Annotated in this window: 21 protein-coding genes and 3 tRNA genes; 15 read left to right on the plus strand and 9 right to left on the minus strand. The window is 62.5% G+C overall.

All coding sequences use genetic code 11. The features are described from left to right. Positions 1 to 8 precede the first annotated feature (8 nt). Positions 9 to 470, minus strand: coding sequence for a metallopeptidase family protein (locus JMY29_RS01965; RefSeq protein WP_189076919.1), 462 nt, complete (start codon positions 468 to 470; stop codon positions 9 to 11). Between the two features lie 90 nt (positions 471 to 560). On the opposite strand from JMY29_RS01965, the gene JMY29_RS01970 reads away from it, so the two are divergent. After that, complete coding sequence (locus JMY29_RS01970; RefSeq protein WP_018780270.1) at positions 561 to 1,484, plus strand: carbohydrate kinase family protein; 924 nt, start codon at positions 561 to 563, stop codon at positions 1,482 to 1,484. Between the two features lie 8 nt (positions 1,485 to 1,492). On the opposite strand, the gene JMY29_RS01975 is transcribed toward JMY29_RS01970, so the two are convergent. Next, positions 1,493 to 2,434 carry a DMT family transporter gene (locus tag JMY29_RS01975; protein ID WP_018780269.1) on the minus strand — a complete coding sequence of 314 codons (942 nt, stop codon included), beginning with the start codon at positions 2,432 to 2,434 and terminating at the stop codon, positions 1,493 to 1,495. A gap of 316 nt (positions 2,435 to 2,750) precedes the next feature. On the opposite strand from JMY29_RS01975, the gene JMY29_RS01980 reads away from it, so the two are divergent. The 3 genes from JMY29_RS01980 (at position 2,751) to JMY29_RS01990 (ending at position 3,103) form a co-directional block, all read left to right on the plus strand. Continuing rightward, a tRNA-Glu gene (locus tag JMY29_RS01980) sits at positions 2,751 to 2,823 on the plus strand. Positions 2,824 to 2,907: 84 nt separating this feature from the next. Next, positions 2,908 to 2,981: transfer RNA gene (locus JMY29_RS01985), tRNA-Asp, on the plus strand. Between the two features lie 46 nt (positions 2,982 to 3,027). Further along, positions 3,028 to 3,103, plus strand: a tRNA-Phe gene (locus tag JMY29_RS01990). A gap of 324 nt (positions 3,104 to 3,427) precedes the next feature. Here JMY29_RS01990 and JMY29_RS01995 read toward each other — a convergent pair. Together JMY29_RS01995 and JMY29_RS02000 are read right to left on the minus strand one after the other, a co-directional pair. Further along, the gene (locus tag JMY29_RS01995; RefSeq protein ID WP_233460881.1) at positions 3,428 to 4,378 is read right to left on the minus strand and encodes a hypothetical protein; all 951 of its coding nucleotides are present in this window, start codon (positions 4,376 to 4,378) and stop codon (positions 3,428 to 3,430) included. After that, the gene (locus JMY29_RS02000; protein WP_039239387.1) at positions 4,378 to 5,046 is read right to left on the minus strand and encodes a DUF6318 family protein; all 669 of its coding nucleotides are present in this window, start codon (positions 5,044 to 5,046) and stop codon (positions 4,378 to 4,380) included. Before JMY29_RS02000 ends, JMY29_RS01995 begins: the two co-directional genes overlap by 1 nt. 116 nt (positions 5,047 to 5,162) lie before the next feature. Between JMY29_RS02000 and JMY29_RS02005 the strand changes: the two genes are divergently transcribed. From JMY29_RS02005 to JMY29_RS02040, 8 genes are all read left to right on the plus strand, one after another. Continuing rightward, positions 5,163 to 5,732: a hypothetical protein gene (locus tag JMY29_RS02005; RefSeq protein WP_039239388.1), complete on the plus strand. Its 570-nt coding sequence runs from the start codon at positions 5,163 to 5,165 to the stop codon at positions 5,730 to 5,732. 80 nt (positions 5,733 to 5,812) lie between these two features. Continuing rightward, positions 5,813 to 6,259 carry an Asp23/Gls24 family envelope stress response protein gene (locus JMY29_RS02010; protein ID WP_189076729.1) on the plus strand — a complete coding sequence of 149 codons (447 nt, stop codon included), beginning with the start codon at positions 5,813 to 5,815 and terminating at the stop codon, positions 6,257 to 6,259. Further along, complete coding sequence (locus tag JMY29_RS02015) at positions 6,256 to 6,447, plus strand: DUF2273 domain-containing protein (RefSeq protein ID WP_018779541.1); 192 nt, start codon at positions 6,256 to 6,258, stop codon at positions 6,445 to 6,447. Before JMY29_RS02010 ends, JMY29_RS02015 begins: the two co-directional genes overlap by 4 nt. After that, entirely contained in the window at positions 6,444 to 6,827 is a 384-nt protein-coding gene (locus tag JMY29_RS02020; RefSeq protein ID WP_018779540.1) for a hypothetical protein, read from the plus strand. The genes JMY29_RS02015 and JMY29_RS02020 overlap by 4 nt, the downstream gene beginning before the upstream one ends. Further along, positions 6,824 to 7,471, plus strand: coding sequence for a DUF6286 domain-containing protein (locus tag JMY29_RS02025; protein WP_018779539.1), 648 nt, complete (start codon positions 6,824 to 6,826; stop codon positions 7,469 to 7,471). The genes JMY29_RS02020 and JMY29_RS02025 overlap by 4 nt, the downstream gene beginning before the upstream one ends. Beyond that, complete coding sequence (locus tag JMY29_RS02030; RefSeq protein WP_039239390.1) at positions 7,468 to 8,079, plus strand: hypothetical protein; 612 nt, start codon at positions 7,468 to 7,470, stop codon at positions 8,077 to 8,079. Before JMY29_RS02025 ends, JMY29_RS02030 begins: the two co-directional genes overlap by 4 nt. A 92-nt stretch (positions 8,080 to 8,171) precedes the next feature. After that, positions 8,172 to 8,480 (plus strand): hypothetical protein, encoded by a 309-nt coding sequence (locus JMY29_RS02035; RefSeq protein ID WP_189076728.1) that lies wholly within the window; start codon positions 8,172 to 8,174, stop codon positions 8,478 to 8,480. 41 nt (positions 8,481 to 8,521) lie between these two features. Continuing rightward, positions 8,522 to 9,196, plus strand: a complete 675-nt coding sequence (locus JMY29_RS02040) for a DNA alkylation repair protein (protein WP_144401221.1) — start codon at positions 8,522 to 8,524, stop codon at positions 9,194 to 9,196. Between the two features lie 21 nt (positions 9,197 to 9,217). On the opposite strand, the gene JMY29_RS02045 is transcribed toward JMY29_RS02040, so the two are convergent. The 4 genes from JMY29_RS02045 to JMY29_RS02060 all read right to left on the minus strand — a co-directional run bounded on the left by JMY29_RS02045 (position 9,218) and on the right by JMY29_RS02060 (position 11,432). Beyond that, positions 9,218 to 9,580, minus strand: coding sequence for a hypothetical protein (locus JMY29_RS02045; protein WP_039239393.1), 363 nt, complete (start codon positions 9,578 to 9,580; stop codon positions 9,218 to 9,220). Between the two features lie 117 nt (positions 9,581 to 9,697). Next, complete coding sequence (locus tag JMY29_RS02050; protein ID WP_018779534.1) at positions 9,698 to 10,387, minus strand: DsbA family protein; 690 nt, start codon at positions 10,385 to 10,387, stop codon at positions 9,698 to 9,700. Next, entirely contained in the window at positions 10,387 to 11,298 is a 912-nt protein-coding gene (locus tag JMY29_RS02055) for a cation diffusion facilitator family transporter (RefSeq protein ID WP_189076727.1), read from the minus strand. Before JMY29_RS02055 ends, JMY29_RS02050 begins: the two co-directional genes overlap by 1 nt. After that, on the minus strand, positions 11,295 to 11,432 hold the full coding sequence (locus JMY29_RS02060) for a hypothetical protein (RefSeq protein WP_160291483.1): 138 nt from the start codon (positions 11,430 to 11,432) through the stop codon (positions 11,295 to 11,297). The genes JMY29_RS02055 and JMY29_RS02060 overlap by 4 nt, the downstream gene beginning before the upstream one ends. A gap of 215 nt (positions 11,433 to 11,647) precedes the next feature. Here JMY29_RS02060 and JMY29_RS02065 point away from each other — a divergent pair, with 215 nt between their 5' ends. Beyond that, positions 11,648 to 12,073, plus strand: coding sequence for an ArsR/SmtB family transcription factor (locus tag JMY29_RS02065; protein ID WP_035734213.1), 426 nt, complete (start codon positions 11,648 to 11,650; stop codon positions 12,071 to 12,073). A gap of 45 nt (positions 12,074 to 12,118) precedes the next feature. Next, complete coding sequence (locus tag JMY29_RS02070; protein ID WP_039239399.1) at positions 12,119 to 13,087, plus strand: cytochrome c oxidase assembly protein; 969 nt, start codon at positions 12,119 to 12,121, stop codon at positions 13,085 to 13,087. Positions 13,088 to 13,146: 59 nt separating this feature from the next. Here the strand turns inward: JMY29_RS02070 and JMY29_RS02075 are convergent, their stop codons facing one another. Beyond that, positions 13,147 to 13,548: a helix-turn-helix domain-containing protein gene (locus tag JMY29_RS02075; protein ID WP_026267420.1), complete on the minus strand. Its 402-nt coding sequence runs from the start codon at positions 13,546 to 13,548 to the stop codon at positions 13,147 to 13,149. Between the two features lie 255 nt (positions 13,549 to 13,803). Here JMY29_RS02075 and JMY29_RS02080 point away from each other — a divergent pair, with 255 nt between their 5' ends. Then, positions 13,804 to 15,096 (plus strand): ABC transporter substrate-binding protein, encoded by a 1,293-nt coding sequence (locus JMY29_RS02080; RefSeq protein WP_018779528.1) that lies wholly within the window; start codon positions 13,804 to 13,806, stop codon positions 15,094 to 15,096. Positions 15,097 to 15,183 lie beyond the last annotated feature (87 nt).

The following is a 15,183-nucleotide window of genomic DNA, read 5'->3' on the forward strand; positions in this document are numbered from 1 at the left end:
ATACAAGGCTAGCCCCAGCCGAGCTCGTGCAAGCGATCGTCATCTATCCCGAAGTGGTGTGCGATCTCGTGAACCACGGTGATGGCAACCTCATCGATGACTTCCTGGCGGCTGCCGCAGATATCCAGGATGGGCTGGCGGAAGATTGTGATGCGGTCCGGCAGGGAGCCCGCATCCCACCAGGAATCCCGTTCCGTCAGCGGCACGCCCTCGTACAGTCCCAACAACACTGTGCCCGGGTCTTCCCCCGGCTGCGGGGTGTAGTCGTCCTCAATGAAAATTGCCACGTTGTCCATGGCATGGGCGGCTTTGGCCGGGATCAGCTGCAGGGCGTCGCTGACGGCTTCTTCAAACTCCTCGGGTGACATTTGGAAGGGCAGCCTGTGCGGCGCGTCCCGCTCCGGCAGCGGCGAAGAGGGACGCTCGCCGTCGGGAACGATGGGAAGTCCGGGAGGAAGATTCGCGGGCATGACTCGACTTTAGTCCGCCACGGCTGTATTAGCGCCCCATGTCATGAGGGATACTGATCTCAGTCCCTTTCCGATAGACACAGGAACCGCATGACTTCCACCGCTTCCCCCATGTCTGAACCCCTCGACGTCGTCGTTGTGGGCGAGGCGCTGATCGACATCGTGCAGTCGCCCGACGGCCAGGCCGAATACCCCGGCGGTTCGCCGACCAACGTTGCTTACGGGTTGGGCCGGCTGGATGTGAAAGCCGGACTTTTGACGGCGATCGGCCGGGACCCCCGGGGCGACGCCATCGCAGCGCACCTCCAGAGCGCGGGAGTGGTGCTGCTGCCCGGGTCCCAGTCCATGGGAAAGACCGCGACGGCGACAGCCAGGATCGCTGCAGACGGTTCGGCCGCTTACACCTTCGACATTGAGTGGGCCCTGGCCCCCTTGGCGCTGCCGTATGCGCCGCGCATCCTGCACACCGGTTCCATTGCTACGTTCCTTGAGCCCGGCGCCGGAGTGGTCCGGAGCTTGTTGGAGCAGGCGCAGGGAGGCTGCATGGTCACCTACGATCCCAACATCCGCACTGATCTCCTGGGCAGCCATCACGAAGCACTTGCCCTCTTTGAGGAAATTGTGCCGCTGACGGATGTCGTGAGGATGAGTGCCTCGGACGCCCACTGGCTCTACCCGGGCAAGGCACTGGAGGATATCGCGAGCCATCTTCTGACGCTGGGTACCACCCTGGCGGTCATGACCGAGGGTGCGAAGGGCTCATTGATGGCCACGCGCCACTTTCAGCTCCGGGTCCGCGCCGTGCCGTCCACCGTGGCGGACACCATTGGCGCGGGCGATTCCTACATGTCGGCGCTCATCATGGGCCTTTTGTTGCGTGGCAGCGACGGGCTGGCGCCAACCGTGCTGGAGCGGATCGGCAGCATCGCGTCGATGGCAGCCGCCATCACTGTCGGGCGTCCGGGGGCCAACCCGCCCACGCACCGTGAACTCCTGGCAGAGATGGCCCGCTAGCGGCAGGTTCAGCTGGTCCGACGCCGCGTGAGCCCAACGCCCACCAGGCACACCACTCCACCGATCAGGCCCCAGATGGTTGGTACTTCCTGAAGGACGGCCCAGGAGATCAGGATCGTTGTTCCCGGCACCAGGTATGTCGTGGCAGCCAGTTTGCCGGCCGAGATCAGCGACAGGGCGTACGCCCACGTGGTGAAGGCGATGGCGGTGGGGAAGATGCCCAAGTACACCAGGCCGAGCGTGGCCGGAAGAGGCGCTGCCTGGATTTCGGTCACCAACTGACCTGCCCACGGCAGGCAGCAAAGCGCTCCGACCATGATGCCGAACCACGTTGCCTGGCCTGCTGAGAATTTCCGGAGCACGGGCTTTTGCAGGATTGCGCTCACTGAGGCGAGCACAGCAGCGAGGAGGCACAACAGCACTCCGGCGACATCCGCCGTCGAACGTTGCCCCGAACCCAAGGCGATCATCGCCACACCGCAGAAAGCCACCCCGCTGCCGATCAGCAGCCACCGCGGGAAGCCCTCCTTGAGGAAGATTCCCGCCAGGATGGCGATGAGGATGGGCGAGACGTTGATCAGCATGGCGCTGGTGCCGGCGTCGAGCATGTGTTCCGCGGCGTTCAGGGCGACGTTGTAGCCGCCGAACCACATCACCCCGTAGGCCACGATCGGAAGCCACTCCCGGCCTTTCGGCCAGACCTTCAGCGTCGGCAGCACCACAATGCCAAGAACGACGGCGGCAACCGCCAAACGCCCGAGCGTCAACGACCCGGGGGAGAAGCTGGGGCCGACCGCCCGGATGCCCACGAACGCGGATGCCCACAGGACAACGGTAACGATGACCGCAGCGATGCCCAGTTTGCTGATGGCCGCTCCCGGCGCGGGGGTGGTGCGCGGGGGCAGGCTCGGGGATGGCTGGCCGGGTTCGGCCGGGGAAGTGGTTGTCATGTGCCAAATCTATCGGGGCATCGGCCGGGACGGCTGGCGGTTTTCGGACGCGTCAGGGCAAGATCCTGCCAATGTTCGCGGGCCTCCCTTCTCGGGTCTCGCGAGGGGTTACCTTTCGACTCTTAGGAAGCCTCCAAAAGGGTGGGTTCCAACCCCTCGGCGCGTTCGCAAGCGGGGGCCCGGGATGGTCCTCCAACCTCGATTTGGGAATATCGGCATCTATGCTCTAAAGTTTTAGAGTCCAGTTCGGACGAGCGAGACACGGAAAGAACGCGTAAAGCGTCCCTTTTCTTTGCAAAATCCGAATTGAGTTCAGGCCCCCATCGTCTAGCGGCCTAGGACACCGCCCTTTCACGGCGGCGGCACGGGTTCGAATCCCGTTGGGGGTACGCAAGGAAGTGGTAAATCGGACTGAAAAAGTCTGGTAAGCTAGAAGCCTTGAAAAAAACGCGGTAGAGATACTGCAAACGCAAGGCCCTGTAGCGCAGTTGGTTAGCGCGCCGCCCTGTCACGGCGGAGGTCGCGGGTTCAAGTCCCGTCAGGGTCGCTCTGAGCGCCGAAGAAATTCGGTTCTCAAGGTGACATGTCACCTAGGCTCTGTAGCTCAGTTGGTAGAGCGTTCGACTGAAAATCGAAAGGTCACCGGATCGACGCCGGTCGGAGCCACCACTGGGAAGCATCAGTTCTTTGGAACTGGTGCTTTTCTTCTTTTAAGGCCCAGGATCTCCGTTGAAGACGCGGCTTCTCCGTCCCCGCGTACCGCCGCCACCCACTTTGAAACTGTGAGGGATCCAACACGCCGTGTTTGGGTGTGTTGCCGGGCTGTCCGCCCTCAACTTGGGTGGTGGGGGTACAGGGGTTTCCGCAAGATTCGACGTCGGCACCTGGGTGGTGTGGCTTTGTGACCTTGTTTGAGGCCGTTGAGCGCGCTTTTCCCGCGGTTTCGAGCTGTTTCGGGTTCAAAACGGGTCAGGAAGCTACTGTTCCGAGGCCTTAGTGCGTTGGTTCGGTGGTGGGGCAGCCCCAGGAGTTGGGGTTTTGTTGGCAGGTGTCGGCGACGAGTGCTCTTTGTGTTTTCCAGACGTGGATGGTTGTGGCTGGTGTGGTCAGGTCCAGGGTTCCGTTGATGGGTAGTGGTGGGCCGTTGTTGACGGAGTAGGTGCCGGTGAAGCTGGTGGTGATGGTGGCGGGGTAGTTTCCGGTTTCGGTGTAGCTGTGGCTGGTGCGGGTTTCGGTGGTGAGCCATTCGGCTTCGGGGAGGGGGTAGCCGGCGGCGGGGGTGGGGCCCAGGGTGGTGCCGTCTCCGAAGGTGTAGGTGTGGTTGGCGGGGGTGGCGGTGAGGTGGATGGCTTGGCCGAGGATGGTGACGTCGAAGGTTTGTTCGGTGGCGGTGGTGTAGAAGTTGGTGGGTCCGCCTTTGAGGGTGTGGGGGAAGGGTTGGGCTTGGAGGTTTCCTGGGTTGATGGGGAGTTGGCGGAAGTCGTTGAGGATGCGGGCGGCGATGTCGGCGAGGACGTTTTGCGGCTCTGCGTCATAGAGGCAGGTGGGGCCGGTGATGGGGATCCAGTTGGTCCAGCCGGGGTTGGTGATGGCTTTGGGGGCTTCTTTCCAGATGACGGGGGTGCCTTCTGGGCCACCGGGTGTGGTGGCGGGGCAGTCGAGGGCGTCGCAGCCGGGGTCTTTGGTGTCGGGTCCGTCGGCACGGCAGTGGGTATCGGCCATGTACTGGTTGGGGTCCTCGGCGGCCGGGGACGCTCCAGGCCTCGGCTCAGATTTGCCGGTCTCGGGGTTGAAGATAAATGTGGCCCCGACGGTCAGTGCCGTCTCACCACGGCCGACACTTAGTTGGCGTCCGTCGTCGTTTGAAGAATGCGCGGGAGCCGGGGTTGCCCAGATAGCCGAGAGGACCAGGAGAAGAACCCCAACGCGAAGGATCTTCACCATCAACCAACAATCAAGCCGTTGTTAATGACTCTCCACGTACCACTCCTGAATTCCAGAAAAACCGCCTCGGCGATGTTCGATGCCGGTGTAGATTCCCTGCCCTCAGTGCCGTCGGGGTTGAGGTAGTGAATTTCTTCTTGAATGACCTGGGCTCTGGCCTCTTGGGTACTTGCCCCTGCGGTCCAGATGATGTCGACGGCTGGAACGGAAATTTGCCCGCCAACCATCCATCTTCCGTCCGAGTGGTTGCCCTCAAGAGCTCTCTTATAAGCGGCTGCGAGCGTGTTGGAGGTATCGGTGGTCTGTAGCCATGGACCCAGGTCACCGGTCTCAGTGGCATAAGAGTACGTCGCGTACCAATACCGAATAAACGCCTCCAGCCCCGCCTTGGAGTTCTCCTTCGCCAACTCGGGCATCACAGGCACCGGCACGTTCTGCGCTTTCCCCTTCGCATCCGCCGGCTTGTACGCACCCGACGAAGGCGGAGCAGCCGAAGCAACAGGCGACGAAACACTTGAGGTGGGCGACGCCGTCGTCGTGTGTGTTTCCGAGTTGCCCGCAGTGGGTGACCCGCCCTGGCAGCCGCTGAGAAGCACCGCTGCAACAACGACGATTGCCGCCGTTCGCGCACGGAGAGGCAACAAAGCGGCATACGTAAGGCGTGGCATGGCGAGCTCCCCAGCTGCTGTTTCAGGTGATGTGTCGGCCAGTCTAGGCAGGGTTCCCAGTCGCCTCCCAGCCTGGAAACGGGCCTTGTGGATAACTCGTCTCTGGCCTCGGGGCGATGGCCGAAGTATTCTTGGCCTGCCAGCTTGTCATCGCACGCATCTTTTTGGGGGAATTCATGGTCGCCATCGAACGTTCACGCCTGTCCTTTTCCGGCCGCCTGGCAGCAGCTGCCGGTCTCGTCGCAATGCTGACGCTCAGCGCCTGCTCCTCACCATCGCCGGCAGCTCAAAACACCCCGGCGGCGTCCGAAACCCCCGCCGCGGAAGTGGGTTCAAGCTCCGCTTCCGCCAGCGCGCCCAGCCCGGACGGCTCGGCAGGAACCGACGGTGTATACGGCCAATTCACCTCAATGTCAGAGGCTTGCCTGTCTGTCAGCGCCACCATGCTGAGCGTCACCATTCTCCCCCTGGCAGCCATGACCGGCGGAAATGCTGAGGACATCCAGAAGGCCAAGGATGAGTTGTCGAAAATGCAGGGCAAGGTGCCGGAAGAGCTGAAGCCGTCGTTCGAGAAACTGCGGGCCTTCACTGAGTCCGCGGGGTCGGATTTCAGCAAGTACGGCGATGGCCAGTTCGAGGAACTCATGAAGCCCATCCAGACGTGGACAGAGAAGAACTGCTCCTAGGGCACCGCCGCGCGCACCCCTTGTCTCCAAAGCGTCGTAGCTAGACGCTAGGGTGGTACTCAAGAGAAGGGGAGTGCTCCATGGAAGTCCAGAACGTGCAGCCGGATCCTGTGCCTGGGGGCGAGATTCCCGGTACCGGACGCACCATCATCTCCGAGGCCGCGGTGGCGAAGGTGGCAGGTGTCGCCGCCCGCACAGTGCCCGGTGTCTACTCTCTTGGTTCAGGTCCTTCCCGCGCTCTTGGCGCGATCCGTGACGCTGTCGGCAGTTCAGACCACGCAGCGGGCGTCCGCGCCGAGGTGGGCGAAACCCAAGTGGCAGTGGACATCACCTTGGTTGCCCTCTACGGCCATCCTTTGCATGGCGTCGCCAATCAGGTCCGGGCGGCGGTGTACCGCGCTGTCGAAGAACTGGTTGGCCTTCAGGTGATCGAAGTGAACATAGAGATTACCGACGTTTTCATCGCGCCGCCGGCAAAACAGCCCGGGGCCAAGACCGTCGTGGTGGAAAGGGAGGCACTCCAGTGAGCATGACCGTAGTGGGAATCGCGATCGGAGCCTTCGTGGCGTTCATGTCGTTCTCGTTCGGGCTGTGGGGTTTCCTCATCTCACTGCTTTTCATGGGAATCGGAGCGTTGTTGGGGCGGGCCGCCGAAGGGAAACTGGATCTTAGAAGTGTCCTTGACGCCATTACGGGCCGGCGCTCTTCGTCATGAGCGTGGCTGAGGCTGTGGAGTACACCACCACCAGCCTGGCCGGCCATAACCGGATCAGTACCCAGGCTTTGACTTCCCTGGCCCGCGCCGCTGCCGCCGAGGCGCTCGGCGTTGAGGCCAGCGACATCCGCGCGGATTGGGCGGACGACGACGGCCTGCTGGCTTTGTCGATTGTCGCACCCATCAGCGTCCCGGCTTTGACGGAAGTGCTCCGGGATCCCAGGCGTGTCCAAGGTTTCGGGGGCTCCATCTGGGATCGCACCGTAGCTGCCAAATCCAGAGTCCTCGAGACGGTGACCCGGCTCAGTGGTTCCCAGCTGAGCAGGGTGGATATCAGGATCAGTGGGGCCCAGGTCAGGGAGGGAGGCCGCGTTCAATGACACAGGACCAGGAAACCGGGAAGTTCATGGCCGTGGGCCTGGACAACGACGCCGCGCCGGTGGCGGGGGAGGACCCGGCGATGAGCCGTATCCTCCGTCGCGAGACCCATTCATCACGGGCCGGCGCCGCCGTCATTGCTGCGGTGCTCGTCATTATTCTCTGCGTATACGCGTTGCTGGAAGCCGGAGTCCGTGCGGTCGGCCAGCCTCCTTGGTTGGTTGATCCCACCACTGCTGCCGAACGCATCATCGCCCTACCTGAGGGCATTTCACCCCTCCTGCTGGGAGCGAGCGGTGCCGTGGTCGCCATGGTGGGGCTGTTCTTCCTGCTCCACGCAGTGCTGCCTGGCAGGCGGGCCCGCCATCTGCTCCGGGACCCGCGGACCGCCGTCGTGGTTGACGACGAAGTCCTGGCCTCCGCACTTGCCCGTCGTGCCCGGATGGCAGCGAACGTTACCCAGGAGCAGGTGATGGTGGTGGTTTCCCGACAGACAGTGGTGGTCAATGTGCGGCCAACATCCGGGAGCCGCGTGAGCCACGACGCCGTACTCGCGGCTGTGCAGGCTGAACTTGAGGAGATGTCGCCGGTTCCCATGCCCACGGTCCGGGTCAACCTGGCGTCGTCGGGGGTGATTGGGGCGTGAACGGAACACCCCGGGCACTCAACCGCGTCTTGCTCTTCATCATCGGGATCAAACTCTTGGCGGTGGGTCTTCTGCTCCTGCTGCTGGCGACTGTCCCTGCAGTGGCCGCCTGGTGGCGTGGATGGGCTGCCGGCGTCTGGGCCGGAGCTGAGAATGCCTTCCGGCAGACGCGGTTTCCCGGACGCGAAGAGAGCTGGCTGTGGATTGTGGCGGGTGTGGTCCTGGTGGCCCTCATCGTCGCCATGATTGCGTGGCTGTCACAGCAGGGCAAAGGACGGGCCAACCTCCTGGTCGCCAGTGATGATGACAGCAATGTCGACGGCGAAGTCAGGATTGGCGGTGGCGTCGCCGAACAGGCACTGAGGGCTGCGTTGACGGAAAGAACCGACCTTGCCGGGGTGTCAGTGGCAACCTATGAGTTCAAGGGGCAACCGGGTCTGCGGATACGCATCCAACCGCGCCAGGGCGTGGCACCCCACCTCCTGGCTGCGGAGGTCTCACAACTGGTCGAAGCACTGGACCTCGTCATCGGACAGAAGACGCCGGTGCTGGTGCACATGGTTTCGGGGGCGCGCTCAAGATTCACGAAAGCCGAACGGGTGCGCTGACGTTGCGTAATTCCGCTGCTGCAAATAGTTTGAAGCCAGAGGGGGAAACCTCCTTTGATGCGCAAAGCCACAACCCGACAGAGGAGTTCGTCATGACTGAGGAAAACACTGGAGCCGACGCGGTGAATGACGGGGCATCGAACGCGAAGAACGCCACAGGCGACGCACTTGAAAATGCCAAGGAATTTGCTGGTGACGCTGTGGAGAATGTCAAGGAATTCGCTGGTGAAGCCGCAGAGAACGTGAAGGAGTTCTTCTCCGGTGACGTTGGAGAGAATGTCAAGGAATTGGCCGGTGACGTCGCGGAGAAGTCAAAGGAAATTGCCGGGGACGTAGCCGAAAACGTGAAGGACCTCGGCGCTAAGATTGCCGGACTGTTCAAGGACGGCAATCAGCAGTAGTTTCTGCCATCGGAGGACAGGAGACAGCAGTGGCAGGATCAATGGCGCCCGAATCTTCCCTGGACGCGGTCCTGGCGGAGCTTGCCGCCTTGGAGGATCCCCGGGCCCGCGAGGTCAATGAGAAGCACGGCGACGATCACGGGGTGAATCTCAGCAAGCTTCGTGCTGTAGCCAAGAGGCTCAAAATCCAGCAGGATCTGTCCCGCGAACTGTGGTCCACGGGCGACACCGCTGCGCGTCTTCTGTCACTTCTGATCTGCCGTCCCAAGGACTTCGGAAAGAACGAACTCGACGCCATGCTCCGGGAAGCCAAGCGACCCAAAGTACATGACTGGTTCGTCAATTACGTCGTCAAGAAAAGCCCGTTTGCTGAGGATTTGAGGGTGGCATGGTTTGCCGACCCTGATCCTGTGGTGTCCAGTGCTGGCTGGGCACTGACCGCCGAGCGTGTGGTCAAACGCCCCGAAGGCCTGGACCTCGGAAAACTGCTGGACATTATCGAAGCAGAAATGAAGGACGCCCCGGACCGCCTGCAGTGGGCAATGAATAACTGTCTGGCGCAAATTGGGATTGAACACCCGGAGTACCGTCCGCGTGCCCTGGACATCGGCGAGCGGTTGGAAGTGCTGAAGGACTATCCAACGCCACCCAACTGCACTTCTCCGTTCGCCCCGGCCTGGATCAATGAAATGGTCAGGCGCCAAGCCGGAAACTAATGCCCGGGCAGCTTCGGGTGCCTATGCCGCGGATGTCTTGTCCCTGCGCTTCTGGGCGATGTAGAGGACAAGGGCGGCGACAACCAGGATCGCGGCAGCAATGCCTACGGCCAGGGGAGCGTTGTCATCGTTGGGCTTAACCTGTTCCGGTGTGGTTTCAGTCGCCGGGGCAGGGGTGCTGGACGGCGAAGTCGCTTCGGGCGTCGGCGATGGTGTCGCGGTGCGGGCTTGGGCAGGGTTTTGGACGGTGATGGTCTCCCTGGTCGGAAACACCGCTTCCGCGGCGGCGTGTGCCTGCGCCGGAGCTGCGGCGACCGCAGGGGAAAGGACGACGGCGGCAATCACCAAGCGGATGCGCAGGAGTCGCGTTGTAAAGAGTTTCATCGAAGTGTTCTGCAATTCTGCTGGTCGGCCAGGGACAGGTAGGCGCCTAAGCCGCTCCCGGGCGTCTGCCCGGGGCAATCCGGGGCAATGACAACGGGCCGCTTGGCGGGTGGTCAGCTATTTCACGGCATCGGCTACGAGCTGACGGAATTGTGCCTCGGTGTCCAGGGTGAGCATCTCACCGTTGAGGAAGAACGTCGGTGTTCCTTTCACTCCCAGGGTTGTACCGTCCGCGATGTCCTTCTTGATCCGTTCCTTGGTCTTGTCGTCCGCCACAGCAGCGTCGTAGGCACTCAGATCGAGGCCCAGTTCCCCGGCGAATGTGCGGAACAGGGGTGCTTGGGACTCCGTCTTCTCGCCCCACTGCGCCTGGGTTTCGAACATTTTTGCGTACATTTGCTCATATTTGCCCTGTTGGGCGGCTGCTTCTACAGCGAGGGCTGCCGTGGCCGAATTGCGGTGTGCCGGCAATGGGAAGTAGCGGTGGACGAAGGTGACGCGGTCTCCGAATTCCTTCTTCAGTTCCTCGACCACCGGCTGCGCGGCGAGGCAGGCTTCGCACTCGAAGTCCAGGAACTCCACCAGTTGTGCCTTTTCGACAGCCGGGGAGGTGACTCGATGGCTGTCGTCACGGACCACTTGGGCTTCAGCAGCAGGCGTAGGTTCTGTCGGAGCGGGTTTGTTCAGCGTAAATACGGTGTACCAGATCACTCCAACGGCGACGAGGACAGCCAGCAGGACCCAGATGAATACGCGGACCTTCTTTGCCTTGTCCATGGGCTGGGGCAGTGTTTTGCTGTGCGTCATCAGTGGTGGATGCTTTCCTGGTCGCGGTGGGATGCTGGTTCGATCTGGAAGGTGGAATGTTCGACGCTGATGTCGAAGTCCTGGGCGAGGCATGCCTGCAGCTGAGCGAGGATGCCGGCCGCGTGGCCGTCGGTCATACAGCTGTCTTCCACTGCAACGTGCGCCGAGAGCACCGGAGTTCCGGAGGCCACAAGCGAAGCATGAAGGTCGTGAACATCGATGACGTGCGGGAGAGCCAGGATGTGGTCGCGCACCTTGGCCAGGTCCAGTCCTTCGGGAGTGGATTCCATCAGCACGTTCACGGTGTCGCGGAGCAGCTTCAGGGTCCGCGGGATGATCAGGACGCCGATGATCAAGGACACGACGGCGTCGGCCTGAAGCCAGCCGGTGACGGCTATGACGATGGCCGCCGTGATGACCGCTACCGATCCGAGGGCGTCGTTGAGGACCTCAAGAAAGGCGGCCTTCATGTTGAAGTTGTGGTTCCGGCCGGAGGCCAGAATTATCAGGCCTACGGCGTTGCCGGCCAGGCCGATGACGCCGAACCAGAGCATCGTGGACCCGCCGATTTCGGGTGGTTCGAAGAGCCTGCGGATGCCCTCGACGATGACGAAGCCGCCGACGGCGAGCAGCAATGCCGCCTGTCCGGCCGCGGCGATGATCTCGGCGCGCTTATAGCCCCAGGTCCGTTTCAGCGTGGCGGGCTTCATGGCCAGCGACGCGGCGACGAGCGCTATCAACAGCCCGGCGGAATCGGTGAACATGTGCCCGGCATCCGCCAGCAGCGCCAGGCTCCCGGTAAGTGCGGAGCCGATGATTTCGGCAATCATCACAGTGAAGGTGATGGCGAAGACCGTGATGAGTTTGCTGCGCCGAACAGTCGCTTCGGAAGCGTGATCGTGACCGCTCATGCGCGGGCCTGCCGGATGGCGGGCAGGACAGCAGCACCGTCCGCCATCACAGCCGTCCCGCCCGACGCGATCAGGAACGGCAGTCCCGGGGAAATGGCCGGGCTGCCTCCTGCAAGTGCGGCTTTCAAAGTCACGATGGCTCCTAGGTGCTGATCCCCGGCCCGGTCCCTCAGCCCGGGGCCGGGTGGTGCCAGGCATTCCGGCACCACTCCAGAATATATGTAGAGTTGTTCAGACGTTAATTCGTGGCCACGCCAAGCACGGCCGGACTCTGTGTCCGTCATCCTTTCGACGGCCGCTTAAGGCAAGACAAATGCGACGCATTCGCAGGTAGGGGTAGTCTTGATGGATGACTGGAACAGCACGGGCACGGCAGGCGACGCCCCGTCGGGCCGGCAGCGATTGCGCAGTCCGTGTGGTCGACGCCGACCGGGTCGAGGAGGTCAGGGCGCGGATGCCTGCCGAGTCGGACGTGAACGATCTGGCCGTGATCTTCGGGCTGCTTTCGGACCCGGGCCGGGTGCGGATCCTCATTGCCCTCCTCGACGGGGAAATGTGCGTGTGCGATCTTGCTGCCACCACCGGGCTGAGCGAATCAGGAGTCTCCCATGCGCTGCGGCTGCTGCGCGGACCGCGTGTAGTGCAGGTCCGTCGGGCCGGCCGGATGGCGTATTACTCCCTGGCGGATTCGCATGTGCGGATGTTGCTCGACCTCGGGCTCACGCACGTCGGACACGCGGGCCAGGACAGGCTCCAAGCGGTCAGCAACGGCTAAACAGCACCCCGGTACACGGCGCGTTCACCAAGTGGGCGTGCTGAGATGGGCGAGCCTGGAATCGAGGGCCCCGTCTGGCTTCCCTCGCTGCCACCCTCGCTGGGTGAGTACCTCGCGCCGAACCTTCAGCCGGTTCCGCTGATTCCAGCCATGACACTGCTGGCGGCGGTGTTCTACCTCGCCGGTGCCATCAGCCTCTGGCGCAAGGGCCGGCACTGGTCGCCGGTCAGGACGGCGTCGTTCCTGCTCGGCTGCGTGGCCATTATCGTTGTGATGGGCGCCGGGATCGAGGGCTACGGACTGCGGATGTTCTCCGTCTTCATGTTCCAACAGCTGACCCTGATGATGGCCGTGCCTCCGCTGCTGGTCATCGGCTCTCCGGGCACCTTGCTGCTGCGGGCAACCCCTCATGGCCGCTTCGGCCGGCCCGTCTTGAGGATGGCCATGTGGGGGCTGCGTTCACGCTGGGGCAGATTGGCCATCCACCCGGCTTTCATGGTCCCCCTGTTCCTGCTGAGCTTCTACGGTGTCTATTTTTCCGGCCTCGCGGACCTGCTGCTGCCGAATTGGTACGGGCATGTGTGGCTGGAACTGCTGTTCCTCGCTGCGGGCGTCCTGTTCACCGTGCCGCTGATCTCGGCAGACCCGCTGCCCACCCGGCAGACGCACTTCGGTCGTATGCTCGACATCTTTGCCGAGATGCCGCTGCACGCCTTTTTCGGCGTGGTCATCATGATGGCAACGGCTCCGATGGTCAAATTCTTCGCCACCCCGCCGGCAAGTTGGAGCCTCGACCCCATGGCGGACCAGGGCATGGCCGGAGGTTTGGCCTGGTCATACGGGGAACTGCCGGGAGTGCTGCTGCTCATGTTCATTCTGGTGCGCTGGCAGCGGGACGAGGCCCGGGGGTGGGTCGCGGCTGCCCGTAAGTCCGCCGTGGCCGGAGACCCTGAGCTGGACGCCTACAACGAATATCTGCAGCAACTGGCCAACCGTCCGATGCGCCGACACTGAAGGAGCGCCGACAGAGAAGATCCGCCGGAATGAAGGAGCGCCGGCGAAGAACAGGGCATTCAGCCCCTGTTGCGGTGCATCATCCGGTAGGTGAGCTCTGCGAGGAGTTCCTCGTCGGAAAGATGTGAGGCCCGGGCGACGGGTGCCGCGGGAACGGCAATGCGGGGTGGTCCTTGCCTTGAGTCGTCCCCGGAGCGCATGTCGTCCGGCGTGATCATGTCCGGTGCGAAGTTCGATTTGCCCTTGAGGACTTCGGACACCGATCCTGCACGCCACCCCAGGGCGTGCTCGAGTTTGCGTTGGTTGATTTCCTGCGTGCGTCGCGTGCCCGACTCCAGTGTCCGCACTGTCTTGATGGCGGTTCCTGCTTGTTTGGCCAGCTGCACCTGACTGAGACCTTGCGCGAGACGCTCTTCCTTGATGAGCCGTCCAATGGTCTGCAGTGCTTCGAGTTCATCCACGCTTCCCACTGTTCCATAGGCAATAGTGGGCAATCAAATCGACTCCAGGCCACGGCCATCCCAAAACGCATCCATGTCGGCGGAAAGACCCCTCGTTGCCAGGGTGGTGAGCGTGAATAATCAGGCTACTTTGTATCGTTGTGGTCACGACGCGTGTAAGCGCTTGCATTTTGCTTCATCCCGTGACTATTGTGAGCCTCACCACATCAACCGCACCGCGGAAAAACCTGGTCCACTCACCGAGGAGTTCCCAGCATGAAATCCAAAAAGTTCCTGCTTCCGGCAGCTGTAGCCGGAGTCCTGGCTCTGTCCCTGACCGCCTGTGGTGGCGGCGGGGGTGGCGGCGGCACCAGTTCCGGAGGTGCCAGCGGCGACGCAGCCAACAACCTTGACGGCCGCGGGCCGATCACCTACGTCCAGGGCAAGGACAACAGCAACGTTGTCCGGCCCCTCATCGAAAAGTGGAACGCCGCCCATCCGGACGAGAAAGTAACGTTCAAGGAGCAGTCGGACCAGGCCGACCAGCAGCACGATGACCTGGTCCAGAACTTCCAGGCCAAGAACGCCAACTACGACGTCATGAGCGTCGACCTCATCTGGGTTGCTGAGTTCGCTGCCAAGGGCTGGCTGCAGCCGCTCAAGGACAAGACCGCAATCTCCACGGACGGGATGCTCGAGTCCACCGTCAAGAGCGCCACCTACAACAACACCCTCTATGCAGCCCCCCAAAGTTCGGATGGCGGCATCCTCTACTACCGTGGTGACCTTGTTCCCAACCCGCCCAAGACCTGGGACGAGATGATGGGAATGTGCGAGATCGCCAAGCAGAACAACATCGGCTGCTACGCAGGCCAGTTCCAGAAGTATGAGGGCCTGACGGTCAACGCTGCTGAAGCCATCAACTCGGCAGGCGGCAAGATCGTTGATGATTCCGGCAAGGCTGCCGTGAACTCCAGCGAAGCCAAGGCCGGCCTCACCAACCTGGTGAACGCCTACAAGGATGGCAACATCCCCACCGAAGCAATCACCTTCCAGGAAGAGCAGGGACGCCAGGCCTTCGAAGCCGGCAAGCTGCTGTTCCACCGCAACTGGCCGTACGTGTACAACCTGGCCAAGACCGACGGTTCCTCCACTGTGAAGGACACGTTCAAGATGGCACCCCTCCCGGGCAAGGACGGCCCCGGCGCCTCCTCGCTTGGTGGCCACAACATCGCTATGAGCGTCTACTCCAAGAACAAGGCAACTGTTGCGGACTTCATCAAGTACATCACCAGCGAGGAAACCCAGCGCTTCTACGCTACCCAGGGTTCGCTGGCCCCGGTCCTGACCAAGCTGTATGACGATCAGGAACTCGTGACCAAGCTGCCGTACCTCCCGGTGCTGAAGACGTCCATCGAGAACGCGGTTCCGCGTCCCGTGACGCCGTTCTACCCCGCCGTCACCAAGGCTGTGCAGGACAACGCCTACGCTGCCCTCAAGGGAGAGAAGACCGTGGATGCGGCAATCTCCGACATGCAAGCGGCTATTGAGTCGGCCGGAGCTAAGTAACCACCCGGGCTACAGTCCGGCTGCCTGTCCCTGAGGGGCGGGCAGCCGGACTGCCGGCCACGGCCTTCTCCCTGACAGGAGTCTTGA

The sequence above is a fragment of the Paenarthrobacter nicotinovorans genome, assembly GCF_021919345.1.
Classification (GTDB): Bacteria; Actinomycetota; Actinomycetes; order Actinomycetales; family Micrococcaceae; genus Arthrobacter; species Arthrobacter nicotinovorans.